The following is a 23,897-nucleotide window of genomic DNA, read 5'->3' as shown; positions in this document are numbered from 1 at the left end:
AGCCGGGCATGAAGGCGCGTCTGCTGCGAGGAGTGAAGTGGGGCGCGCTGGCGGCCTTGTCGCTGCTGATGCTCGCCACCTTGCTCTCGCAGCGGGCGCTGCCCGAGCGCCTGCAGCCCAGCCTGCAGGGCGCGCCGCCGCAGATTCTCGACCGCGAGGGGCAGCCGCTGCACAGCGTCTACGACGGCGGCCTGAATCTCTACGAGCAGCGCGCGCTGGAGGCCATGCCGCTGGCGCTGCGCCAGGCCTTTGTCGAGGCCGAGGATCGGCGCTTCTGGCGGCACAGCGGCGTGGACTGGCGCGCACGCGCGATGGCCTTGCGGGTCAATCTGCGCGCCGGCCGCGCGCTGCGCGGCGCCAGCACCATCAGCGAACAGGTGGTGCGCATCCTGAACCCGCGTCCGCGCACGCTGTGGTCGCGCTGGGTGGAAGGCTTCGAGGCCTGGCGTCTGGAAGCGCGCTTCAACAAGAGCGAGATCCTGGAGTTCTATCTGAACCAGGTGCCGTACGGCGGCAACCGGCGCGGCGTGGTGCAGGCCGCCGATTACTACTTCGCACGCAGTCTGGACACGCTCAGCCAGGACGAGATGCTGGCGCTGGCAGTGCTGGTACGTGCGCCCAGCCGGCTGGCGCGCGAGCCGCAGGCGCTGCTCAAGCGCGTGCAGCAACTGGCGCAGCGTCTGCAGCTGCCACCGCCGCAGGATCTGCTGGCCCTGCAGCGCCGCAGTGCGCCGCTCGAAGCCGCTTACTTCCTGGCGCAGCTGGAGCGCGAGCTGGCCACGCAGGTGCCGCAGCGCGCGAGTCTGCGCAGCAGTCTGGACAGCGGCCTGCAGGCGGATACCGAACGTTATCTGGCTGAGCGCCTGCAGGAACTGTCGCGCGAGGGCGCGCAGCAGGCGGCGGCGCTGGTGGTGGACCTGGACGGCAATCGCGTGCGTGCCTACGCCGCCGCCGATGCCCGCGCGCCGCAGGCCATCGGCATCGATCCCCTGCAGGTGCCGCGCCAGCCCGGCTCCACGCTCAAGCCGCTGCTCTATGCCCTGAGCCTGGAGCAGGGCTGGCGGGCCGACACCGTGATCGAGGACGCCACGCTGCGCGAGCGCGTCAACGAAGGCCTGCATGAATACCGCAACTACAGCCGGCAGCATTACGGCGCGGTGACCCTGGCCGAGGCCCTGGGCAATTCGCTCAACATTCCGGCGGTGAAGGCGCTGCAGTTCGTGGGGCAGGAGCGCTTTCTCTCGCGCCTGCAGGATCTGGGTGTGCGCTCGCTGCGCCAGAGCGCCGCGTTCTACGGCGACGGTCTGGCCCTGGGCAATGGCGAGCTGAGCCTGTTCGAGCTGGTGCAGGCCTACACGGCGCTGGCGCGCGAAGGACTCTGGCAGCCCTTGAGCCTGCGCGAGGACGGCGAGGCACCGCTGCCGCGCCGGCTGATCCGGCCCGAGGCGGCGCGCGCCATCAGCGGCATCCTGGCCGACGCCGATTCGCGGCGCCTGGAGTTCGGGGATGGCTCGCTGCTGAGCTTCGCGCAGCGCACGGCGGTGAAGACCGGCACCTCCAGTGATTACCGCGATGCCTGGACCATCGCCTACAACGGCCGTTATCTGCTCGGCATCTGGGTGGGCAATCTCTCCGGCCGTGCCACGCAAGGCGTGACTGGTGCGCGCGGCCCGGCGCTGCTGGCGCGCAGCCTGCTGGCACGGCTGCCAGAGGCCGGCGCCCTGCGCGCCGCGCCGCCGCCCTCGGCGCTGGCCCGCGCCGCGCCGGCCGCAGAGCCCCAGGCCGAAGACCCGGTACTGCTGCAACCCTTCGAGGGCCTGCTGATGGCGCGTGATCCGCGCATTCCCGAAACCCTGCAGGCTTTCCGTTTCGAGCTGGGCTGGCGCCAGCCGCTGCGCTCGGTGCGCTGGGAGCTGGACGGTGAATTTCTGGCCCAGACTGCCGATAAGTTCCTGGACTGGCCGCTGAGCGCCGGCGTGCACCGCCTGCGCGCGGTGGCCACCGCCGCCAGCGGCGCCAGCGCCGCCACCCCGGAGGTATCTTTCCGGGTCCGCTAGCAAGGCTAAACCGCTGAGCGCCAAGAAAATCTCATGACTGGGGCGGCCGCGCGGCTTGATTCTTGCGGATTCGCCCGCAGCTTCTGGAATCAATCGGCATAATGGCCGTAAACGCACCGCCCGGAGATCACGTGGAAGACCTGACCGAACGTACCGCACCCGTCCTGCCCTTGCGCGACGTGGTGGTGTTCCCGCACATGGCGATTCCGCTCTTCGTCGGCCGCGAGAAATCCATCAAGGCGCTCACTGCCGCGATGCAGGACGACAAGCGCATCCTGCTGGTGGCGCAGCGCACCGCCGACACCGATCAGCCGCGCGCCGAAGACCTCTACAGCGTCGGCACCCTGGCCAGCATCCTGCAGATGCTCAAGCTGCCCGACGGCACCGTGAAGGTGCTGGTGGAAGGCGTGCGCCGCGCGCGCATCACGCGCTTCGACTTCGACGGCGCGTTTCTCTCCGCCGAGTGCCAGCAGCTGCCGGACGACAAGCTCTCGGTGACGGATGACAAGGAAGTGGACGCGGCCACGCGTTCCATCCTCACGCAGTTCGAGTCGTACGCCAAGCTCAACAAGAAGATTCCCGCCGAACTGCTGCCCTCGCTGGCGAGCATGGACGCGCCGGGTCGCCTGGCCGACACCATCGCCGCGCATCTGAATCTCAAGCTCGAAGACAAGCAGGAAGTGCTGGAGATCGACGATCCCAAGGCGCGCCTGGAACACGTCATGCGCCAGCTGGAGAGCGAGATCGACGTGCTGCAGATCGAAAAGAAGATCCGCACGCGCGTGAAGCAGCAGATGGAAAAGAACCAGCGCGAGTACTACCTGAATGAGCAGATGAAGGCCATTCAGAAGGAGCTGGGCGAAAACGAGGACGGCCCTTCCGAACAGGAAGAGCTGGCCAGCAAGATCGAAAAGTCCGGCATGCACAAGGAAGCCAAGGCCAAGGCCGTGGCGGAACTCAACAAGCTGAAGATGATGCCGCCGATGTCGGCGGAAGCCACGGTGGTGCGCAACTACCTGGACGTGCTCACCCAGGTGCCCTGGAAGAAGCGCACCAAGAGCGTCATCGATCTGGACCTGGCGCAGACCAAGCTCGACGAAGACCACTATGGCCTGGAGAAGGTCAAGGAACGCATCGTCGAGTATCTGGCTGTGCAGGCGCGCATCAAGAAGCTCAAGGGCCCGATCCTGTGCCTGGTCGGCCCTCCGGGCGTGGGCAAGACCTCGCTGGGCCGCTCCATTGCCGATGCCGTGAACCGCAAGTTCGTGCGCATGAGCCTGGGCGGCGTGCGTGACGAGGCCGAGATTCGCGGCCATCGCCGCACCTACATCGGCTCCATGCCCGGCAAGATCATCCAGAACATGAGCAAGGTCGGCGTGAAGAACCCGATGTTCCTGCTCGACGAGATCGACAAGATGGCCATGGATTTCCGTGGCGATCCTTCGGCCGCGCTGCTGGAAGTGCTGGACCCCGAGCAGAACAGCACCTTCCAGGATCACTACCTGGAAGTGGAGTACGACCTGTCGGACGTGATGTTCATCGCCACCGCCAACACGCTCAACATTCCGGGCCCGCTGCTGGACCGCATGGAAGTGATCCGTCTGCCGGGTTACACCGAAGACGAGAAGCTGGCCATCGCCAAGCAGTATCTGCTGCCCAAGCAGATGAAGAATAACGGCGTCAAGGACGGCGAGCTGAGCGTCAGTGACGAGGCCCTGCGCGAAACCATCCGCCTGTACACCCGCGAAGCCGGCGTGCGCAGCCTGGAGCGTCTGATCAGCAAGATCTGCCGCAAGGTGGTCAAGCAGCTGCTCACCGGCAAGGACGTGAAGCGCGTGGAAGTCACGCCGCAGAACCTGGACAAGTACCTGGGCGTGCCGCAGTTCCGCTACGGCCGCGCCGAGGAGCGCAATCAGGTGGGTCAGGTCACCGGCCTGGCCTGGACCGAGGTGGGCGGCGAGCTGCTGACCATCGAAGCCGCGCTGGCGCCCGGCAAGGGCAAGATGACGCAGACCGGCTCGCTGGGCAACGTCATGCAGGAGTCCATCCAGGCCGCGCTGACGGTGGTGCGTGCGCGCAGCAAGAAGCTGGGCATCGATCCCAAGTTCTACGAGAACAGCGACATCCACGTGCACGTGCCGGAAGGCGCGACGCCCAAGGACGGTCCGTCTGCGGGTATTGCCATGTGCACGGCGCTGGTCTCCGCGCTCACGGAAATTCCGGTGCGTGCCGATGTGGCGATGACGGGCGAAATCACTCTGCGCGGTGAAGTGCTGCCGATCGGAGGGCTCAAGGAAAAGATGCTCGCGGCCCAGCGCGGCGGCATCAAGACCGTGATCATCCCGCAGGAAAACGTCAAAGACCTCGCCGACATTCCCGAGACGGTGAAGTCCACGCTCAACATCGAGCCGGTACGCTGGGTGGACGATGTGCTGCGCATCGCCCTGGAACGCCAGCCCGAACCGCGCCCGGAACCGGAGCCGGCCGCGGTGGCCGCCGAAGACAGCGCCAAGGAAGCGGCGCGGGCGCATTGAGCGGCACAGCGCGCTTGAGCGAGTGAAGCGAAACGGGCAGCGAGAGCTGCCCGTTTCGTTTGTGCACGACTGCCAGCATCTGCCTTGATGATGGATGCCTGAGCAGCAAAAAGCAGGATGGCTTGGTGCGCAGTGTGTAAGCCTCCCTGCTTTGTCGCCCCGCTTATGTGCTGCGCGGGCGCCAAGCCATCATTACAGCAGCTTCAGCGGCATTCCCGGATCACCCTTGGCCATGGCGCGCTGATAGGCCGGACGTGCGGCGATGCGCTGCAGATAAGCGCGCGTGGCCGGCATCTGGCTCAGGTCCAGCGGCGAGAAATTCCGCATGGTGCTGAGCGGGAACATCATCATCACATCGGCGCCGGTGAGTTGCGGGCCTGCGAAGTAGTCGCTGCGCGCCAGGCGTTCTTCGATCAGTATCCGGGCCTGCGCCAGACGCTGCATGACAAAGCCCATGCGCGGATGATCGGGCGCAGCGGAGAGGCCCAGGCCCAGCATCTGCAGCATCAGCACCGGCATGAAGCTGCCGTTGGCGTAGTGGAACCAGTAGAGATAGTCGGCGTAGTTCGGGGCATCCGGTGCCACCGACATTCGGCCGCCGCCGTACTTGCGGCCGATGTATTCGATGATGGCTGCGGATTCCGGCAGCACCAGCTCGCCATCACTGATCACCGGCGCCGTGCCCTGCGGATGCAGGGCCTTGTACTCGGCCGGCGCGCGCCGCGTCTGCGGATCGCGCTCGTAGCGCTTGAGCGTGTACGGGATTTCCAGTTCCTCGCAGAGCCAGACGATGCGTTCCGACTGCGAGACACCGAGATGGTGGACGGTGAGCATGGGCAGAGTGCTCCTGATGATGGCCTGAGGCCGGCATTGTAGGAAGCCCGCGCGACACCAAGCCGAGTCTGCTGGCGATCTGCGTTCCCAGGCTGGAATGAATGCCACCGCCGATGTCTGCGCGGGCCTGTGGTTTAAATCCAGGCGGGCAGGCGCGGCAGGCGTTTGGTGATTTAGCTCTATTCTTCGCGGCGTACGTGGTTTCGGTAGGGCGGATGGATCACTTACAGTCCTGCAGACAAAAGAAGAAAGGGGAGCAGATAAATGAGCAATTTAATCCGGCTTTTTTGGGGAAAATATATCTGCCCCCTTTTTGGCTTGTGGCCTACTCGCAGTACGTCCAGTTCCCCGGCTCGTCCCACACCGCCGTGCTGTGAAACCCGGCCAGCGGCTGACCGTCGTTCTTGCGGATCGCGCTGCCGATCTGGATCTGCGCCTTGCCGCGCTCAAAGCCCAGCAGACGTCCGTGATAGCGCAGTGCCGCGTCGGCGGAATCGCGGCAGACGCTTTGGCCGGGGGCGTCGCCAGGCTTCAAGGTCTGCGCGGCTGTGGCAGGCGGCGCGTTCTGCGCAGTGCTCAGGCCGGGGGCGAGGCTCAGGCACAGCAAGAGGCTGATGCGGCGTAATCCATCCATGGCGTACTCCTGATCGTTGCGAATACGTGCCTGCAAAAACCTAGCCGCGAAAGACATCCTTCCAGCGGCGCAGGGCGGCGAACACGGCCACTTCATCGTCCAGGGCCTCGCCCGCCTGCGCGGTTGCGGCGGCGCGTACTGCCGGCACGGCGCTGCGCAGGAAGGGGTTGAACTGGCATTCGGCATCGATGCGACTGGGCAGGCTGGGCTGACCCGCCTCGCGCAGGCGCGCGACTTCGGCATTGCGGGCCTGCAGCGCGGCATTGTCGGGCTCCACGGCCAGGGCGAAGCGCAGATTGGATTGGGTGTACTCGTGCGTGCAGTACACGGCGGTGTCGCCGGGCAGGGCGCCCAGCCGCGACAGCGAGGCGTGCATCTGCTGCGGCGTGCCTTCAAACAAGCGTCCGCAGCCGGCGGAGAACAGGGTGTCACCGCAGAACAGGCGCCGGCCCTGCGCGCTGTAGTAGGCGATGTGGCCCAGGGTGTGGCCGGGCAGCGCCAGCACTTCGTAGCGCTCGCCCAGCACGTCGAGGCCGGCGCCATCCTCCAGCGTCTGGGTCAGCAGCTTGATCCGGGCGGCTTCGGCGGCGGGGCCGTAGACCGGCACCTCCCAGCGCTCACGCAGCAGCGACAAGCCGCCGATGTGATCGGGGTGATGATGGGTGATCAGAATGGCGCGCAGGCGCAGCTGCCGGGCATCGAGAAAGGCCTGCACCACGGCGCCGTCGCCGGGGTCGACCACCACCGCGTCCTGTCCGCGCGTGAGCGTCCACAGATAGTTGTCGCTGAAGGCGGGCAGGGCGTGGACCTGGATCGTGGCGGTGCTCATGGGGGTCTTGGACTCGGGCCGATTCGCAGTAAGATGGATCATCGGTTTTACAGAGTAGTGCCATGCTCCTCCCCCGTCATCCCCGTGGCAGCAAGCTCACCGAGCGCGAGCTGCTGGCGCAATGGACCGCCTCGCCGCGCGGCCAGGCGCTGCTGAATCTCGAAAGCAAGGAATTGCAGCGTCTGCTGCCGGATGTGTTCGGCCGTCATGTGCTGCAGATCGGCAGCTGGCTGGGCGGCACGCAGCTGCTCAGTCATGCCGAAACCCTGCATCGCGCGGTGCTGGGCACGGTGCAGGGCGAGGGCGTGGGCGCGGTGATCGAGCCCGGGCGGCTGCCGCTGCCGGAGAAGAGCGTGGATGCGGTGATCCTGCCGCACACCCTGGAATTCAACGACTCGCCGCATCAGGTGCTGCGCGAGGCGGCGCGCGTGCTCAATGATCGCGGCCGGCTGTTCCTGTTCGGCTTCAGCCCCTGGAGCCTGTGGGCGCTGCGCCGGCGGCTGGGTGGCGCGCGCAATTTCGCCACCGGTGCCCGGCTCTATGGCGCCGGCCGCGTCAGCGACTGGTTGCAGCTGCTGGATTTCGAGATCGCCGATCTGCGCCGCTTCGGTCTGGGCTTTCCCTATCTGTCGCCGCGTTCGGCCGGGCATCCCTGGAGTCTGGCCAATCTGCTGCTGCCCTTCACCGAAAGCTATCTGCTGGTGGCGCGCAAGCGCGTGTTGCCGGTGAACCTGCTGGGCCGCACGCAGCGCGCGCAGATCCGCAGCCTGGTGGGCGTGGCGGTGCCGGCGGCACAGCGGCAGGGTCTGGACGGCGGTTCGGAGTCCGGATCTTGAGCGAGTTTTCCGCCGCGGGTCTGGACGCGGCCAAGCAGGTGATCATCCATACCGACGGCGCCTGCAAGGGCAATCCCGGCCCCGGCGGCTGGGGCGCGCTGCTGCAATACGGCGGACATTTCCGGCGCCTCAAGGGCGGCGAGCGGCAGACCACCAACAACCGCATGGAGCTGACTGCCGCCATCGAGGCGCTCAAGGCGCTGCGCGAGCCCTGTCAGGTCACCCTGCATACCGATTCGGTGTACGTGATGCAGGGCCTCACGCAGTGGCTGCCGGGCTGGAAGGCGCGCGGCTGGCGCACGGCGGACAAGAAGCCGGTGAAGAATCAGGATCTCTGGCAGCTGCTGGATGCCGAGGCCGGCCGGCACCGCATCGACTGGCGCTGGGTCAAGGGCCATAACGGCGATCCCGGCAACGAGGAAGCGGATCGTCTGGCCAACGAGGGCGTGCTGCTGGCCACGCGCGACTAGCGGCCTGGCCGTGATGCCCGTGCCAGCGTGCACCCGCTGCGCCGCTGCACGCAGCGCAAAGGCTCTGGATTCCCGCCTGCGCGGGAATGACCAGCAGGGGTGGGCCTGTGCAGGAATGAGCCGCAGATGAGAGGCGGCTGGCGGAGCCCGGAGCCGGCCAGAGACTGATGGCATCGCCCGGTCGGCGCTGCGGCGGACTTTACGCGGCGCGCGCCTTGGGCTGCGGCGGCCAGATGCGCGCGGCCTTGATCGCGTTGGCGCGCGCTTCGGTGATTTCCACGGTATAGCCGGCGATGTCCACGCGCGTGCCGGTCTGCGGCAGGGTCTCCAGCTGCTCCAGCACCAGACCGTTGATGGTCTTGGGGCCCTTGATCGGCAGCTTCCAGTTGAGATTGCGGTTCAGGCTGCGCACGGTCACCGAGCCGGTGACGCGATAACTGCCGTCGGCATCGGCGTAGACGTTCTTGATGCGCGTGGCGGGGTCGGAGGTGAACTCGCCCACCACTTCTTCCAGGATGTCTTCCAGGGTCACCAGGCCCTGGATGTCGCCGTACTCGTCCACCACGAAACCCACGCGCCGCTTCTGGTTCTGGAAATTGAGCAGCTGCTGGTTCAGCGGCGTGCCCTCGGGCACGTAGTAAGGCTCCACGGCCAGGGCCAGCAGGCTGTCGATGTCCAGCTTGTCCTCGGCGGCCAGGCGCACCGCGCGGCGCAGGTGCACCACGCCCTTGAGGTTGTCGATGGAGCCTTCGTAGATCGGCAGGCGGGTGTGCTGGCTGTCGATGATGGTGGCGATGATGTTGTCGCGCGGGTCGGCGAGATCGATGCCGATGATCTCGTTGCGCGGCACCATGATGTCTTCGACCGTGGTTTTCTCCAGGTCCAGAATCGCCATCAGCATCTTCTGGTGGCGCTGCGGAATCATCGCCCCGGCCTCGGCCACCACGGTGCGCAGTTCCTCGGAACTCAGGCTGTGCTGGGCGGCGTCCTCCGGCGACACGCCGACGATGCGCAGCAGGCCGTTGCTGATCAGGTTCACCAGCCAGACGAAGGGGAACAGCGGCCAGCGCAGGATCCAGTAGACATAGGCCGAGGGCAGACCGACACGCTCGGGATGCAGGGCCGCCAGGGTCTTGGGCGTGACCTCGCTGACGATCAGCATCACGATGGTCATCAGGCCGGTGCTGACCAGCACTGCGGTGTCGTGCGAGAACATGCGCGCGGTGATGATGGCAACGATGGCCGCCGCCAGATTGTTGGCGAAGGTGTTGCCCAGCAGGATGGTGCCGATCAGGCGGTCCGGACGCTTGAGCAGTTCCCAGGCGTAACGGGCGCCGCGCTCGCCCTTGCGGGCGCGGGTCTGCAGGCGGTAACGGTTGAGCGTCATCAAGCCGGTTTCGGAACCGGAGAAAAACGCCGAGACGATCAGCAGCACAGCGAGTGCTGAAAACAGGATGACTAGCGGTATGTCGTCCAAGAGCGCGGTCGTTACGGCCGGGGAGGAGAAACCCCTAGTTATCGGAGCAAGGCGCCCACTGTCAACGGCGCCACTTTAAATGTAAGTGCTAACCCCAGTGCTTGCCTAGGATTTCCTCCAAAATCATTTTGCTGCCGAAGTAGGCCAGGAAGAGCACGGCGTAACCGGCCAGCGCCCAGCGGATGGCGGTGCGGCCGCGCCAGCCGTGCCGCGCGCGGCCCCAGAGCAGGATGCCGAAGATCAGCCAGGCGGTGATCGAGAGGATGGTCTTGTGCGCCAGATGCTGGGCCATCCAGTCGCGCACGAACCACAGGCCGCTGAGCAGGGTGGCCGAGAGCAGCGCAAAGCCGATGCCGATCAGGCGGAACAGCACATCCTCCATGGTCTGCAGGGGCGGCAGGGCGCGGGCAAAGCGGGGGAAGTGCAGACGGTGCAGCCAGCGGTCCTGGATGGCCAGCAGCACGGCATTGACCGCCGCCAGGGTCAGCAGGCCCGCCGACATCAGCGACAGCACCACATGCAGGCGCGTCTTCCAGTCCAGGGGATCGCTCATCACCGGTGGCGTCGGGTCCAGGGCGGCGATCAGTGCGCCGAGCGCCGCCGCCGGATAGATGCCGATGCCCAGGGCCTGCAGCTTGTCGCGCCAGCACAGCGCCCAGAGCAGCAGCGCGGACTGCCACATGAACAGCGACAGTGCCTCGCTCAGACCCAGGGTGATGCTGCCGTGGTGGAGAATCATCATGCCCAGCACCACGCCGTGGGCGATCAGCGCCGGCAGCGGCAGCCAGCGCGAAGGGCTGGGTGTATCCGGATAACGCCAGATGAAGACGGCAGTCAGGAGATACAGCAGAGCGGCGACGAGCAGTGCGGTCATCCAAAGAGGATAACACTCACGGTGCGGCCCTCGTGCTGCGTGTTAGCATCCGCGGCGCCTGAGGAGATGCGGGACAAGCATGCGGATCAAAGTGCTCGGATGCAGTGGTGGCGTCGGTCCCGGTTTGCGGACCACCGGCCTGCTGCTCGACGAGGAAATCCTGATCGACGCCGGCACCGGCGTGGGGGATCTGACCCTGGCGCAGCAGACGCGGATCCGCGAGGTGTTTCTCACCCACTGTCATCTGGATCATGTCTGCGGTCTGGCCTTTCTGGCCGACAATCTCTTCGACCACATCGAGCAGCCGATCCTGGTGCACGCCACCCGCGAGACCCTGCAGGTGCTGCGCGAGCATCTGTTCAACTGGCATCTGTGGCCGGACTTCTCGCAGCTGCCCGATGCGCAGCGACCGCTGCTGCGCTGGCAGGAGCTGGCGGCCGAGGAAGTGATCGAGCTGGGCGAGGAGCGCCGCATCACCGCGTTTCGCGTGCGGCACACGGTGCCGGCGGTGGGCTATGCCATCCAGACCGCGCGCAGCTGCCTGGCCTTCACCGGCGACACCTACGCCGACGACGGCCTGTGGACCTTCCTGAACCGCCTGCCGCGCCTGGATTCGCTGATCATCGAAGTGTCCTTCCCGGACCAGGAAGCCGCCCTGGGCTACGCCTCCAAGCACCTCACGCCCGAACTCCTGGGCCGCGAGCTGCGCAAGCTGGAGCACCGCCCGCGCCTGTATCTCACCCACGCCAAGCCGGGCAGCGAGAGCCAGATCGAACGGCAGTGCAGGCAGGCCCTGAAAGGCTGGCAGTTCGAGTTGCTCAAGCGGGGCGACACCCTGAGCCTGGCCTGAGGCCAGCCGGCGCCCGCATATCGCTACAATGCACGCCTTTGCCGCTGCGCCCTGAACCCGACCATGTTTGAAAATCTCACTTCGCGCCTGTCGCGCGTGCTCGACTCGATCCGCGGCCAGGGCCGCCTGACCGAAGAGCAGATCAACGCCGCCAGCCGCGAGCTGCGCATGGCGCTGCTGGAAGCCGACGTCGCGCTGCCGGTCATCAAGGACTTCATCGACAAGGTCAAGGCGCGCGCCCTGGGCGTGGAGATCACGCAGTCGCTGACCCCGGGCCAGGAATTCCTGCGCGTGGTGCAGCAGGAGCTGACCGCCACCCTCGGCGGCACGGCCGAGCCCCTGAACCTGCGCACGCAGCCGCCGGCCATCATTCTCATGGCCGGCCTGCAGGGCTCCGGCAAGACCACCAGCACCGGCAAGCTGGCGTTGTGGCTCAAGGAGCGCGAGAAGAAGAAAGTGCTGGTGGTGTCCTGCGACGTCTACCGTCCGGCCGCCATCGAGCAGCTGCGCATCGTCGCCGGCAATGTCGGCGTGGACTGGTTCCCCTCGCAGGTGGGCCAGGACCCGGTGGCCATCGCCCAGGACGCGCTGGCGCAGGCGCGCAAGCAGTACGCCGATGTGCTGATCGTGGACACCGCCGGCCGCACCACGGTCGACGAGGACATGATGAAGGAGATCGCCGCCCTGAATGCGGCGCTCACGCCCATCGAGACCCTGTTCGTGGTGGACAGCATGACCGGCCAGGACGCGGCCAAGACCGCGCGCGCCTTTGCCGATGTGCTGCCGCTGACCGGCGTGATTCTGACCAAGGTCGATGGCGACGCCCGTGGCGGCGCGGCGCTGTCGGTGCGTCAGGTCACCGGCCGGCCCATCAAGTTCCTGGGCGTGGGCGAAAAGTCCGACCGCCTGGAAGTGTTCCACCCCGAGCGCATCGCCAACCGCATCCTCGGCCAGGGTGACGTGCTGAGCCTGATCGAGGAGACCGCGCGCAAGGTCGATCAGGAAAAGGCCCAGAAGCTCGCCGACAAGCTCAAGAAGAACAAGCGCTTCGATCTGGAGGATTTCCGCGAGCAGATGCTGCAGGTGCAGAACATGGGCAGCATGCAGTCGCTGATCGAAAAACTGCCCGGCGCGCAGCAGATCCAGGCGCAGCTGAAGAACGTCGATACCGAAAAGCAGATGCGCCGCACGGTGGCGATCATCAACTCCATGACCCGCCAGGAGCGGCACTTCCCGGATCTGATCAAGGCCGCGCGCAAGCGCCGCATCGCCGCCGGCGCCGGCGTGGAAGTGCAGCAGGTCAATCAGCTGCTGCGCCAGTTCGAGATGACGCGCGACATGATGAAGAAGGTCGCCAGCGGCGGCATGGCCAAGCTGATGCGCGGCCTGGCCGGTAAGCTGCCGCCGGGCATGATGCCGCGCCGCTGAGGCGATGCCGGCTTGGACGGCGAGCGAACATAAACAGGCGGCCAGGGACGGCTGCTGTGGCACTTGGGGCGGGGGCCCCGAGGCCACGATCAAGGGGGAGAAGCACAGGCAGCAGGAGGCCGCCATGCTCAGGGATGACCTTACAAGACGACCGCCGGGCATGCGCCCGCGACCGTCAGCACGGTGCGCGGGCGACGGCCTGCACGGCGCTGGCTAGGGTGCGCGCATGAGATACGCAAGACTTCTGCATGGGTTGCTGCTCGCGCTGACGCTGTTCGGCGCGCGTCCGGCATTCGCGATCATGGCCGGACAGCAGGCCCCGGAAGCCGCCGGCATCGTGCTGCAAGGTGCGGACGGCATCAAGCTCAGCCGCCTGCGCGGCAAGGTGGTGGTGCTGGACTTCTGGGCCTCCTGGTGCGGCCCCTGTCTGGAAACCATGCCGCAGCTGGATGCCCTGCAGGCGCGACTCAAGGCCCAGGGTTACGGCGAGCGCTTCACGGTGCTGTCGGTGAGCATCGATGAAGACGCGGACCGCGCCCGCCGCTTCCTGCAGAAGACCCCGGTGAGCTATCCCGTACTGGTGGACGTGATCGGCTTTGCCACGCGCAACTTCCAGCTCTGGCGTCTGCCCGCGACCTTCATCGTCACGCCCACGGGCCATGTCGATCAGATCTACTACGGTGCCGGCGCGGGTTTTGTCGCGGATATCGAAGGTCGCGTGCTGAACCTGCTCAAGCCACGGCGCTGAGCGTGGCCGCCTGCCGGCGGACGGCGGGATCGTTTGTCGCAAACCTGCCAAATGCGCCGCGCTGTCAGCTTGGCGACCAGCGTACTTTTTCACGCGAAATGCGCAGCGCCTTGAAAGCGCAGGAAAAACCGCTCTGGCATTGATTCTGCTCTAGCACTGGCAAGACCAGCGCATCGGAGCGCGCAATGTCGGCCACGCTCAAGCAGAAGATCGCCGCGGTATTCGAAGAGCCCGGTTGCGAGAAGAACCAGGCGAAGTCGGAGAAGGACCGCAAGAAGGGGTGCAGCAAGCAGCTCACGCCCGGTGCGGCCGCCGGCGGCTGCGCTTTCGACGGCGCCAAGATCGCGCTGCAGCCCATCGTCGACGTCGTGCATCTGGTGCACGGCCCCATCGCCTGTGAAGGCAACTCCTGGGACAACCGCCACAGCGCGTCCTCGGGGCCGATGATCTACCGCACCGGCTTCACCACCGACATCAACGAACTCGATGTGGTGTACGGCGGCGAGAAGCGCCTGTTCAAGGCGATCCGCGAAGCCATCGAGAAATACGATCCGCCGGCGGTGTTCGTCTACCAGACCTGCGTCACCGCGATGATCGGCGACGACATCGAGGCGGTGTGCAAGCGCGCCACGGAGCGTTTCGGCAAACCCGTGATACCGGTCAACGCGCCGGGCTTCGCAGGACCGAAGAACCTGGGCAACAAGCTCGGCGCCGAGGCGCTGCTGGATTACGTGATCGGCACGCAGGAGCCGGAAACCACCACGCCCTGCGACATCAACATCATCGGCGAGTACAACCTCTCCGGCGAACTCTGGCAGGTCAAGCCGCTGCTCGATGCCCTGGGCATCCGCATTCTCTCCTGCATCTCCGGCGACGGTCGCTATCGCGACGTGGCCAGCAGCCATCGCGCGCGCGTGAACATGATGGTCTGCTCCAAGAGCATGATCAATGTCGCCACGCGCATGCAGGAGCGCTACGGCATTCCGTATTTCGAAGGCTCCTTCTACGGCATCAGCGATATGTCCGACACCCTGCGCCAGATGGCGCGGCTGCTGGTGCAGCAGGGCGCGGGCGAGGACTTGCTGATCCGCACCGAGAAGCTGATCCGCGTCGAGGAAGCGCGCGCCTGGCAGCGCATCCAGGCCTATCGCCAGCGCCTGTCCGGCAAGCGCGTGCTGCTGATCACCGGCGGCGTGAAGAGCTGGTCGGTGGTGTCCGCGCTGCAGGAGGCCGGCATGATCGTCGCCGGCACCAGCGTCAAGAAATCCACCAGGGAGGACAAGGCGCGCATCAAGGAGATCATGGGCGACGACGCGCACATGATCGACGACATGACCCCGCGCGAGATGTACAAGATGCTGCGCGAGGCGCGCGCCGACATCATGCTCTCCGGCGGTCGCTCGCAGTTCGTGGCGCTCAAGGCGCGCATGCCCTGGCTGGACATCAATCAGGAACGCCACTACGCCTATGCCGGTTACGAAGGCATGGTGAGTCTGGTCAACGAGATCGACAAGGCCGTGTACAACCCGGTGTGGCTGCAGGTGAGAACACCGGCGCCCTGGGGTGAGGATTCGCGCTTTGCGCGCGCAGCGCGCAGCGAATCCGAACGCCCGGCCAGGGATGGCCGGGCCGTGGTTCAATCAAGCGATGCAGTCTCGCCACGGATGGCGGAAGAAGTTTTAGGCAGCGAATCCGAACGCCCGGCCAGGGATGGCCGGGCCGGGGTTCAATCAAGCGATGCGGTCTCGCCAAGGATGGCGGAAGAGGTCTCAGTCCCAAAGTCCGAACGCGCGCAGACGCAGGCCATGACCCTGCTTGCCGGCGCCCAACTCTGAGTCCGCCCATGGCCCGCGTCATCGAATCCCGCAAGGCCTGCGCGGTCAATCCGCTGAAGATGAGCCAGCCCCTGGGCGCGGCCTATGCCTTCATGGGCCTGGCGCAGTGCATGCCGCTGATGCATGGCTCGCAGGGCTGCACCTCGTTCGGACTGGTGCTGCTGGTGCGGCACTTCAAGGAAGCCATCCCCCTGCAGACCTCGGCGATGAACGAGGTCACCACCATTCTCGGCGGGCTGGAGAATCTGGAATCGGCCCTGCTCAACATCCGCAAGCGTGCCGCGCCGAAGCTGATTGCGATCTGCTCCACGGGCCTCACCGAAACCAAGGGCGATGATGTGGACGGCTATCTGCGCCTGATCCGTCAGCGTCATCCGGAGCTGGCCGATACCGAGCTGGTCTACGTGTCCACGCCGGATTACATCGGTGCCTTCGAGGACGGCTGGAGCAAGGCGGTGAGTGCGCTGGTGCGCAGCCTGGCGCGCGAGCAGGTGGCCAAGGTGGACGGGCGCGTCAATCTGCTGCCTGGTTCGCATCTGACGCCGGCCGATATCGACGAGCTGCGCGAGATCATCGAGAGCTTCGGTCTGGAAGTGGTGGTGGCGCCGGACATGTCCGGCTCGCTGGACGGGCACATCCCCGAGGAATGGCTGGGCACCACCATCGGCGGCACCGCGCTGGAAGACCTGCAGAATCTCGGCAGTGCCATGGCCAGCATCGCGGTGGGCGAGCAGATGCGCTCGGCGGCGATGGAGCTGGAGATGCGCTGCGGCGTGCCCTTTGAAGTGTTCGATCGCCTCACCGGCCTGCTGCCCAATGACCGCTTCCTGCAGCATCTCTCGCAGCTCTCCGGTCGCCCGGTGCCGGCCAAGTACCGGCGCAGCCGCAGCCAGCTGCTCGACGCCATGCTCGACGGCCATTTCCATTTCGGGCAGGTGAAGCTGGCCATCGGTGCCGAGCCGGATCTGCTCTGGGCCGTGGGCTCGCTGCTGCAGGAAATGGGCGCGCAGCTCGCGGTCTGCGTCACCACCACGCAGTCCATGCTGCTGCAGCAGCTGCCCTGCGAGGAAGTGCTGATCGGCGATCTGGAAGACATGGAAAGACTCGCCGCCGAGCGCGGCTGCGAGCTGCTGCTCACGCACTCGCACGGCCGGCAGATGGCCGAACGCCTGGGCCTGCCCTTGTATCGCATCGGCATGCCGCTGTTCGACCGCATCGGCAATGCGCACCGGCTCAGTGTCGGCTATCGCGGCACGCGCAATCTGATTTTCGACATCGCCAACCTGCTCGCCGATCAGACGCATCAGGCCACGCCCGAGAGCTGGCCGCTGCCGGAAGCATCACGGCGCGCGGCCAGCGTCAGCCCCGAATCCCACGCAGAGGTTTCATCATGAAAGTTGCGTTTTCCACGCAGGACCAGGAACTGGTCAATGCCCACTTCGGCTGGGCCAAGCACATCGCCGTCTACGAGGTGAGCGCCGAAGGCTCGCGCTTCGTCGAATCCTTCGACTTCGCCGGCGAACTCAACGAGGACGGCAACGAGGACAAGCTCACGCCCAAGCTCGCCGCCATCGGCGACTGCGCGATCATGTATTGCGCGGCCATTGGCGGTTCGGCGGCGGCGCGCGTGGTGGCGCAGAAGATTCATCCGATCAAGGTGCCGCAGCCCGAGTCCATCGCCGAGATTCTGCTCAAGCTGCAGGACGTGCTGAAAGGCACGCCGCCGCCCTGGCTGCGCAAGGCCCTGCTCAAGGGTCAGGAACAGAAGGCCAGCTTCGAGGAAGACGAGGTGGCCCATGTCTGAAGACAGCGCCGTCATCGAAGCCCCCAGCGAGGCCGGGCTGCTGGAACGCCCTTTCCTGCGCGAGCTGGTCAAGCAGCTGCGCGCACAGGACACGCATGGCGCCTGGGACGGCAAGAGCGATCTGAATCTGCTGGCGCCCTACATCCTCACGCCCGAGCAGCGCCGCGCGCTGCCGATGATGGGCGATCCCGATCCCGACACGCTCTGGCGTCTGGAGCTGTTCTACAACGCCATCGGCCTGTCCATCGAACGCATCACCAAGATCATAGCCAGCCCCATGCTCAAGATGCATCACGAGGGCTTCGGCCGCATGGTGCTGATCGCCGGGCGGCTGGTGGTGGTCAACAAGCACTTGCGCGATGTGCACCGCTTCGGCTTCGGCAGCCTGGCCAAGCTCTGCGAAGCCGGCGAGAAGCTGGTGAGCGAGGCGGTGAACATGATCGAACGCTTCCCCGAGGCCGCGCGCTACTGAGCAAGGGACCCGCCATGCAATCCGCAGAAGAACTCAAAGCCAAGGTCAAGAAACTCAATGCCCAGGCCACGCAGGCCAAGATGGATCTGCACGATCTGTCGGAGGAACTGCCCGTGAACTGGGAACGCATCCCCGAAGTGGCGGCGCGTGCGCACGAAGCCTACCGCGAGCTGCTCGCGGCGCGTGCCGCACTGAGCGCCGCCGGCGCATAGGAAAACGCATATGGGCACTTTCACCATCACCCTGCCGTCCGGCGAGAGCTGGACCCCCAACTACGTTCAGAGCCTCAACAAGGACGCCTGCATCGGCTGCGGCCGCTGCTACAAGGTCTGTCCGCGCGGCGTGCTGGAACTGGTGGGCATGGACGATGAGGGCAATACCATCGCCATCGATCCGGATGGCGACGAGGACGAAGAGTACGAAAAGAAGATCATGACCATCGCCCATCAGGAGCTGTGCATCGGCTGCACCGCCTGTGCACGCATCTGCCCGAAGAAGTGCTACACGCACGCGGCGCTGGAAGTCTGAGTATCGGCGAGCCGTCCGCTCATGCAGCCGCCCATTTATCTGGACAATGCCGCCGGCACGCGCCTGGATCCGCGCGTGCTGGATGCCATGCTGCCGTATCTGGGCGAGTGCTACGGCAACGCTGCTTCACACACGCATGTCTACGGCTGGCGTGCGGAAGAGGCGGTGGCCAGGTCGCGCGCGCAGGTCGCGCAACTGCTGAACTGCGCCGGCGAGGAGTTGATCTGGACCTCCGGCGCCACCGAAAGCAATAACCTCGCGCTGCGCGGCCTGATCGCGGGTCTTGCCGCGCGTGGCCGGCGGGTGCTCAGCCCGCGCACCGAGCATGCCTCGGTGCTGGCGCCGCTGCGCGACCTGGCCGCGCGCGGCCAGATCGAACTCGGCCTGCTGGACGTGCAGCGCGACGGCAGCCTCGATCTGCAGGCTTTTGCCGAGGCGCTCAGGCCCGGTACCGTGCTGGCCTCGGTGATGTGGGTCAACAATGAAACCGGCGTGGTGCAGGACATCGCCGCCATCAGCGCGATCTGCCGCGCGCGCGGCGTGCTGCTGCATGTCGATGCCACGCAGGCCGTGGGCAAGCTGGCCATCGATCTGTCGGCGCTGGACATCGCCGCGCTGTCCTTCTCCGCGCACAAGCTGCATGGCCCGCAAGGTATCGGCGCGCTGTATCTGCGCCGCGAAGTGCGCGCGCATCTGCAGCCGCAGCAACTCGGCGGCAGCCAGGAGCAGGGTCTGCGCGCCGGTACGCTGCCGGTGCATCAGATCGTCGGTTGTGCCGAGGCCTGCCGTCTTGCGCAGCTGGCACTGCCGCAGGAGCGCGAGCGTCTGCGCCGGTTGCGTGATCGTCTCTGGCAGGGCTTGTCGCAGCTGCCCGGCGTGTTCCTCAACGGCCATGCCAGCGCACACGCGCCGCAGATTCTCAATGTCGGCTTCGAGCAATTGCCGCCCCTGGCGCTGCTGGAAAAGCTCTCGCCGGCGCTGGCGATCTCCGGCGGCGCCGCCTGCTCCTCGGCGCAGGCCCAGGCTTCGCCGGTGCTGCTGGCCCTGGGGCGCAGCCGTGAGCAGGCGCTGTCCTCGCTGCGTTTCTCGCTGGGTCGCTACAGCAGTGAGCAGGACGTGGACGTTGCCATCGAGCTGGTGGCGCAGGCGCTGCGGCAGCTGCGCAGCGCGACGGCCGCGGCGCCGGCGGCCGGCGAAGAAAAGGACTGTCCCATGAAGCGCATGCGCAGGCGCGCACAGCAGCGCGCCGCGCAAACACTAGGAGTCGGAGCATGAGTGAAGTGGCACAAGAGGCCTCGCTGATTTTCTGCGAGGCGGCGGCGAACAAGGTGGCGGAACTGATCCGCGAGAGCGAGAGCCCCGGCATGATGCTGCGTGTCTACGTGACGGGCGGCGGCTGCTCGGGCTTTCAGTACGGCTTTGCCTTCGAGGAAAGCATCAAGCCGGACGATGTGCAGGTGGAGCGCGGCGGCGTGGTGCTGCTGGTCGATCCCATGAGCCTGCAATATCTCGGCGGTGCCGAGATCGACTTCGAGGACGGGCTGGAAGGCGCGCGCTTCATCATCCGCAATCCCAACGCGACCAGCACCTGCGGCTGCGGCAGCTCTTTCTCCGTGGCCGGCAGCGAGCCGGTGGCAAAGGAACAGGGGAACTGCAATGGCCGTTCTTGTCACTGAGGCCGCGGCGCGGCAGATCCGGCGGACCATCGAGAAGCGCGGCAAGGGTGTGGGCTTGCGTCTGGCGGTGAAGGCTTCGGGCTGCTCCGGCCTTTCTTACGTGATGGCGGTGGCCGACGAGATCGGCGCCGAGGATCAGTGTTTCGACAGCGCGGGCGTGAAGCTGGTGGTCGATGCGCGCAGTCTGCCGCTGCTCGACGGCATCGAAATCGACTTCGTGCGCGAGGGCCTGAACGAGGGCTTCAAGTTCCTCAATCCCAATGCCAAGGGCACCTGCGGCTGCGGCAGCAGCTTTGCGGTCTGAGCGCCGGCTTCGATGGCGCATCTGGTGTTCTACGAAAAGCCCGGCTGCGGCGGCAATGCGCGGCAGAAGGCTTTGCTGAGTGCGGCCGGGCACACGCTGGAAGTACGGGATCTGCTCAGCTGGCCCTGGACGTCGGAATCGCTGCTGGCGTTTCTGCAGCCGCTGCCGGTGGCGCAGTGGTTCAATCGCGCGGCGCCGCGCATCAAGAGCGGCGAGCTGGATCCCGAGGCTGTGGATCGCGACACGGCGTTGCAGCTCCTGCTGGCCGAACCGCTGCTGATCCGCAGGCCTCTGCTGGAGTACGCCGGCGAGCGCCGCGTCGGCTTCGACGGCGCGGACATCGATGCCTGGATCGGACTTGGCGCGGATGCCCCGAAGAAGTCGCTGGAGGGCTGTGCGGCGATGCATGAGCCGGGCAGCTGCAAGGCCCACGCTGACCGGTGATGCTTTGACCTCGACTGTGATTGTCCTGTCGCAGACGCCAAGCCGTAGCCCACATGGCTTTGTTGCTTCTTGCTGCGTGTGGTGCTCGATCTGGCCTTGGTTTCGTGCGCCCTTCGGCGCCCGAGGTACTTCTCTTTGCTCGTGCAAAGAGAAGTACCCAAGAGAAAGCACGCCCTACGCCTCGCATCCGGCGCCGCTATCGCGGCGCCGGAACCCTGCGCTGCTCGCGTGCTCGGGGCCGTTGCAGACGCGCCATCCATGGCGCGGCTGCAACTGAATCGAACTTCCTGTTCGATTCTCCCACTGCGCTCGCTGCGCTGCTCGGTGCGAGGCAAAGGGGGCAAGTCAAAAGCAACAGCGCAGCGACGCTCATCGCTCGAAGCTGCTGTGGCTTTTGACTTTGGGGTCCCCGTCTCTGGCGCTGAGCTGTGCGGCGAGCGCAGGGGAGAGCCGCCCACGAAGGGCGGCTCAGTTGCGGCCACGCCAGGGATGGCGTGTCCGCAACGGCCCCGAGCACGTTGCACAGCGAAGGCACCCGCGCAGCGGGCGCCAGAGCCGGGGTGTGCTTTCTCTTGCTTACTTCTCTTTGCACAAGCAAAGAGAAGTGAGTCGTCCGCCGAAGGGCGGACGAACGAGGCAATAGATCAAGAGATAAACCGGGCTGCAGAAAAGCCCTGGCGGGTTACGGCGCTATCGCGCCTAAGCCGCCCTGTGGTTTAAGTTGGGCAGCTCGCACGCTTCTTGATCTTGCACTGCGCCGCCGCTTGAAGCAGCACGCGGCACAGCGCTAGGCTGCCAGTTCCCCCACATGATTCGCGAGCACCGATGCTTCTGCCCGAAACCTCGGCAGCGCGGATGCGGCAAAGGCGGTTTTGACGATGAACTCCGAACTTCAGGCGCTGGCCGTGCCGGCCCAGCAGATTCCCGTGCCGCGCTCCATCAGCCCGCAGGCGCAGGCCTTTCTCAGTCTCGCGGCAAAACGCATCGCCACAGTGCTCGCCGCCGGCGAGCAGCGGCCCAATCTGGTTGCCACCGGCGTCGAGGCCGCGCTGAAATTCATCCGGCCGCTCGCGGAAAAATTCAAAGGCACCGTGGAAACCCTGCCGCTGGCCGGCGGCGCACAGCTCTATCGCGTCACCCCGGCGCAGCGCACGACACCGCAGGCGAACGTGACGTATCTGGACATCCACGGCGGCGGCTTCATCTCCGGCGGCGGTGAGATGTGCCGGCTGCTGGCCATGGTGCGCGCCGCCGATTACGGCGCGCAGGTGCATGCCCTGGATTACCGCCTGATGCCCGAGCATCTGTATCCGGCGGCGCTGGACGACTGCATGGCGGCCTACCGCCTGCTGCTGGCGCAGCATCAGGCCAGGCAGATCGTGATCGGCGGTTCCTCCGCCGGCAGCAATCTGGCTGCCGCGCTGTGTCTGCGTGCCCGCGATGAAGGTCTGCCCCTGCCGGCGGGCCTGCTGCTGCTCACGCCGGTGCTGGATCTGAGCCTCAGCGGTGACAGTCATCAGACCAACCGCTATCTCGATGTGAACCTCTACGGCGGTTTCCAGAACATCACCCGTTACGCTGGCACGGCCGACAAGACGCTGCCCTATGTCTCGCCCTTGTTCGGTGATTTCAGCAAGGGCTGGCCGCCCACGTTCCTATCCAGCGGCACGCGCGATCTGCTGCTCTCCGACACGGTACGTATGCACCGCGCGCTGCGCCGCGCCGCTGTGCCGGCCGAGCTGTACCTCACCGAAGCCGGACCCCATGCCGGTTTTCTCGGCGCCTTCGCGCCGGAGGATCTGGAGCTGCTGGCGGAGTGCAAGCGCTTCGTCAAGGCGGCCTGGGCTGCGGCATCGTAGCCGCGATGCGCGTACCAGACCGCTGCTTGTGCATGCAGCGCCTTCGCGTGCGCCTTTGGATGCTGCGCTGATGCCGCGCGTCGCGAGTGGGCTGTTACAAACCCGACAATCTCAACAGCTGGCGCGCGGCAAGTCCGAGCCTCTTGCGCAAAGCCCAATAAAAACAAGCGTCAATCTTCTGGCACGCGGCTTGCGCTTACGGTTCCATGGACCGCATCGCCCGCTACCATCAGACGCTGATCAACGACACCACGCTGCGTGATGGCGAGCAGGCCGCAGGCGTTGCCTTCACGCCGCTGGAGAAGTGCGAGATCGCTAAGGCGCTGGCGCAGGCCGGAGTGCCGGAGATGGAGATCGGCATTCCCGGCATGGGCGAGGCGGAGCTGGCACAGATCGAGCTGATCACCGATCTGCGTTTGCCGGTGCGCCTGATGGTCTGGGCGCGCATGTGCGAGCACGATCTGCGCGCGGCGCTGTGCTGCGCGGTGGATCTGCTCAATCTCTCCATTCCGGTTTCCGATCTGCAGATCACGCGCAAGCTGGGCCGCAGCCGCGCCTGGGTGCTGCAGCAGGTCGCGCGCTATGTGACGGCAGGTCGCGAAGCCGGTTACGCGGTGAGTGTCGGCATGGAAGACGCTTCGCGCGCCGATCCGGCATTCCTGCGCCAGGTGGCACAGGCCGCCGAGCGTGCCGGTGCCGAGCGCGTGCGCTTCGCCGACACTCTGGGCGTGCTCGATCCCTTCAGCACCTATGAGCGCATCGCGCAGCTGCGCAGCGCGGTGGACATCGATATCGAAATCCACGCGCACGATGATCTGGGCCTGGCCACCGCCAACACGCTGGCCGCGCTGCGCGCCGGCGCCACGCATGCCAACACCACGGTGAACGGCATCGGCGAACGTGCCGGCAATGCCGCGCTGGAGGAAATCGTCATGGGTCTGCGCCATCTGCACGGCGCGGATATCGGCGTGGACACGCGCCAGCTGCCGGCGATCTCGGCGCTGGTGGCACGCGCTTCGGGGCGGCGCGTGGCGCCGGGCAAGAGCATCGTCGGCGAGGCGGTGTTCACGCATGAGTCCGGACTGCATGTGGACGGCATCCTCAAGGACCCGCGCAATTACCAGCCCTTCGATCCGGCTGAACTGGGCCGCGCGCACCGCACGGTGCTGGGCAAGCATTCCGGCTCGCACGCCGTGCGCAGTGCCTTCGCGCAGCTGGGCCTGAGCGTGGACGAGCAGCAGGCGGGCGCGGTCCTGCTGCGTGTGCGCGCGCATGCCACGCATCACAAGCGCGCGCCCAGCGATGAAGAGCTGCGCGGCTTTTTCCTGGAAGTGGCCGAGAGCAGCGGGGTGCTGTCATGAACCCCTTGCTGAGCGTGCCGGCACGGCCCGCCCCGCCGCCCTC

Annotated in this window: 24 protein-coding genes; 19 read left to right on the top strand and 5 right to left on the bottom strand. The window is 66.4% G+C overall.

Features of this window, described 5'->3' with window-relative positions; genetic code table 11:
* Positions 1-8 precede the first annotated feature (8 nt).
* Together BMY12_RS13560 and lon are read left to right on the top strand one after the other, a co-directional pair.
* Positions 9-2,057: a transglycosylase domain-containing protein gene (locus BMY12_RS13560; protein ID WP_093287208.1), complete on the top strand. Its 2,049-nt coding sequence runs from the start codon at positions 9-11 to the stop codon at positions 2,055-2,057.
* A 197-nt stretch (positions 2,058-2,254) separates the two neighbouring features.
* Positions 2,255-4,591, top strand: a complete 2,337-nt coding sequence (gene lon / locus BMY12_RS13555) for an endopeptidase La (protein ID WP_218140201.1) — start codon at positions 2,255-2,257, stop codon at positions 4,589-4,591.
* 192 nt (positions 4,592-4,783) lie between these two features.
* Here lon and BMY12_RS13550 read toward each other — a convergent pair whose 3' ends face one another.
* The 3 genes from BMY12_RS13550 to gloB all read right to left on the bottom strand — a co-directional run bounded on the left by BMY12_RS13550 (position 4,784) and on the right by gloB (position 6,888).
* Positions 4,784-5,425, bottom strand: a complete 642-nt coding sequence (locus BMY12_RS13550) for a glutathione S-transferase family protein (RefSeq protein ID WP_093287202.1) — start codon at positions 5,423-5,425, stop codon at positions 4,784-4,786.
* Between the two features lie 325 nt (positions 5,426-5,750).
* Entirely contained in the window at positions 5,751-6,059 is a 309-nt protein-coding gene (locus BMY12_RS13545; protein ID WP_143068956.1) for a hypothetical protein, read from the bottom strand.
* Positions 6,060-6,099: 40 nt separating this feature from the next.
* The gene (gene gloB / locus BMY12_RS13540; RefSeq protein ID WP_093287197.1) at positions 6,100-6,888 is read right to left on the bottom strand and encodes a hydroxyacylglutathione hydrolase; all 789 of its coding nucleotides are present in this window, start codon (positions 6,886-6,888) and stop codon (positions 6,100-6,102) included.
* A gap of 62 nt (positions 6,889-6,950) precedes the next feature.
* Between gloB and BMY12_RS13535 the strand changes: the two genes are divergently transcribed.
* On the top strand, positions 6,951-7,724 hold the full coding sequence (locus BMY12_RS13535) for a class I SAM-dependent methyltransferase (protein ID WP_093287194.1): 774 nt from the start codon (positions 6,951-6,953) through the stop codon (positions 7,722-7,724).
* Entirely contained in the window at positions 7,721-8,194 is a 474-nt protein-coding gene (gene rnhA / locus BMY12_RS13530; protein ID WP_245732506.1) for a ribonuclease HI, read from the top strand. Before BMY12_RS13535 ends, rnhA begins: the two co-directional genes overlap by 4 nt.
* A 199-nt stretch (positions 8,195-8,393) precedes the next feature.
* Here rnhA and BMY12_RS13525 read toward each other — a convergent pair whose 3' ends face one another.
* Both BMY12_RS13525 and BMY12_RS13520 read right to left on the bottom strand, forming a co-directional pair.
* Positions 8,394-9,671: an HlyC/CorC family transporter gene (locus BMY12_RS13525; protein WP_093287191.1), complete on the bottom strand. Its 1,278-nt coding sequence runs from the start codon at positions 9,669-9,671 to the stop codon at positions 8,394-8,396.
* Between the two features lie 88 nt (positions 9,672-9,759).
* Positions 9,760-10,545 carry a cytochrome C assembly family protein gene (locus BMY12_RS13520; RefSeq protein WP_093287189.1) on the bottom strand — a complete coding sequence of 262 codons (786 nt, stop codon included), beginning with the start codon at positions 10,543-10,545 and terminating at the stop codon, positions 9,760-9,762.
* A 79-nt stretch (positions 10,546-10,624) separates the two neighbouring features.
* Between BMY12_RS13520 and BMY12_RS13515 the strand changes: the two genes are divergently transcribed.
* From BMY12_RS13515 to nifV, 15 genes are all read left to right on the top strand, one after another.
* Entirely contained in the window at positions 10,625-11,395 is a 771-nt protein-coding gene (locus BMY12_RS13515) for an MBL fold metallo-hydrolase (RefSeq protein WP_093287186.1), read from the top strand.
* 63 nt (positions 11,396-11,458) lie between these two features.
* Positions 11,459-12,823 carry a signal recognition particle protein gene (gene ffh / locus BMY12_RS13510; protein ID WP_093287184.1) on the top strand — a complete coding sequence of 455 codons (1,365 nt, stop codon included), beginning with the start codon at positions 11,459-11,461 and terminating at the stop codon, positions 12,821-12,823.
* A gap of 226 nt (positions 12,824-13,049) precedes the next feature.
* Entirely contained in the window at positions 13,050-13,571 is a 522-nt protein-coding gene (locus tag BMY12_RS13505; RefSeq protein WP_093287181.1) for a TlpA family protein disulfide reductase, read from the top strand.
* A gap of 185 nt (positions 13,572-13,756) precedes the next feature.
* Positions 13,757-15,406: a nitrogenase iron-molybdenum cofactor biosynthesis protein NifE gene (gene nifE, locus BMY12_RS13500; protein WP_093287179.1), complete on the top strand. Its 1,650-nt coding sequence runs from the start codon at positions 13,757-13,759 to the stop codon at positions 15,404-15,406.
* An 8-nt stretch (positions 15,407-15,414) separates the two neighbouring features.
* Positions 15,415-16,800 (top strand): nitrogenase iron-molybdenum cofactor biosynthesis protein NifN, encoded by a 1,386-nt coding sequence (gene nifN, locus BMY12_RS13495; RefSeq protein WP_093287176.1) that lies wholly within the window; start codon positions 15,415-15,417, stop codon positions 16,798-16,800.
* Positions 16,797-17,210, top strand: coding sequence for a nitrogen fixation protein NifX (nifX, locus tag BMY12_RS13490; protein ID WP_093287173.1), 414 nt, complete (start codon positions 16,797-16,799; stop codon positions 17,208-17,210). The genes nifN and nifX overlap by 4 nt, the downstream gene beginning before the upstream one ends.
* The gene (locus tag BMY12_RS13485; protein ID WP_093287170.1) at positions 17,203-17,682 is read left to right on the top strand and encodes a NifX-associated nitrogen fixation protein; all 480 of its coding nucleotides are present in this window, start codon (positions 17,203-17,205) and stop codon (positions 17,680-17,682) included. Before nifX ends, BMY12_RS13485 begins: the two co-directional genes overlap by 8 nt.
* A gap of 14 nt (positions 17,683-17,696) precedes the next feature.
* Positions 17,697-17,894, top strand: coding sequence for a CCE_0567 family metalloprotein (locus BMY12_RS13480; RefSeq protein WP_093287168.1), 198 nt, complete (start codon positions 17,697-17,699; stop codon positions 17,892-17,894).
* Positions 17,895-17,904: 10 nt separating this feature from the next.
* Positions 17,905-18,210: a ferredoxin III, nif-specific gene (gene fdxB / locus BMY12_RS13475; protein WP_093287165.1), complete on the top strand. Its 306-nt coding sequence runs from the start codon at positions 17,905-17,907 to the stop codon at positions 18,208-18,210.
* A gap of 21 nt (positions 18,211-18,231) precedes the next feature.
* The gene (locus tag BMY12_RS13470) at positions 18,232-19,485 is read left to right on the top strand and encodes a cysteine desulfurase family protein (protein ID WP_093287162.1); all 1,254 of its coding nucleotides are present in this window, start codon (positions 18,232-18,234) and stop codon (positions 19,483-19,485) included.
* Positions 19,482-19,886: an iron-sulfur cluster insertion protein ErpA gene (gene erpA, locus BMY12_RS13465; RefSeq protein WP_093287159.1), complete on the top strand. Its 405-nt coding sequence runs from the start codon at positions 19,482-19,484 to the stop codon at positions 19,884-19,886. Before BMY12_RS13470 ends, erpA begins: the two co-directional genes overlap by 4 nt.
* A complete protein-coding gene (locus BMY12_RS13460; RefSeq protein WP_093287157.1) occupies positions 19,867-20,190 on the top strand; it encodes a HesB/IscA family protein in 324 nt (107 codons plus the stop codon). Before erpA ends, BMY12_RS13460 begins: the two co-directional genes overlap by 20 nt.
* 12 nt (positions 20,191-20,202) lie before the next feature.
* Positions 20,203-20,634, top strand: coding sequence for an ArsC/Spx/MgsR family protein (locus BMY12_RS13455; protein WP_093287154.1), 432 nt, complete (start codon positions 20,203-20,205; stop codon positions 20,632-20,634).
* 878 nt (positions 20,635-21,512) lie between these two features.
* Positions 21,513-22,493: an alpha/beta hydrolase gene (locus BMY12_RS13450; RefSeq protein ID WP_093287152.1), complete on the top strand. Its 981-nt coding sequence runs from the start codon at positions 21,513-21,515 to the stop codon at positions 22,491-22,493.
* A gap of 206 nt (positions 22,494-22,699) precedes the next feature.
* Complete coding sequence (gene nifV, locus BMY12_RS13445) at positions 22,700-23,854, top strand: homocitrate synthase (RefSeq protein WP_093287149.1); 1,155 nt, start codon at positions 22,700-22,702, stop codon at positions 23,852-23,854.
* Positions 23,855-23,897 lie beyond the last annotated feature (43 nt).

Origin of the sequence: Solimonas aquatica, from assembly GCF_900111015.1 — a bacterium.
In the GTDB taxonomy this organism is placed as follows: Bacteria; Pseudomonadota; Gammaproteobacteria; order Nevskiales; family Nevskiaceae; genus Solimonas; species Solimonas aquatica.
This window is presented reverse-complemented; position numbering and strand designations above follow the sequence as displayed.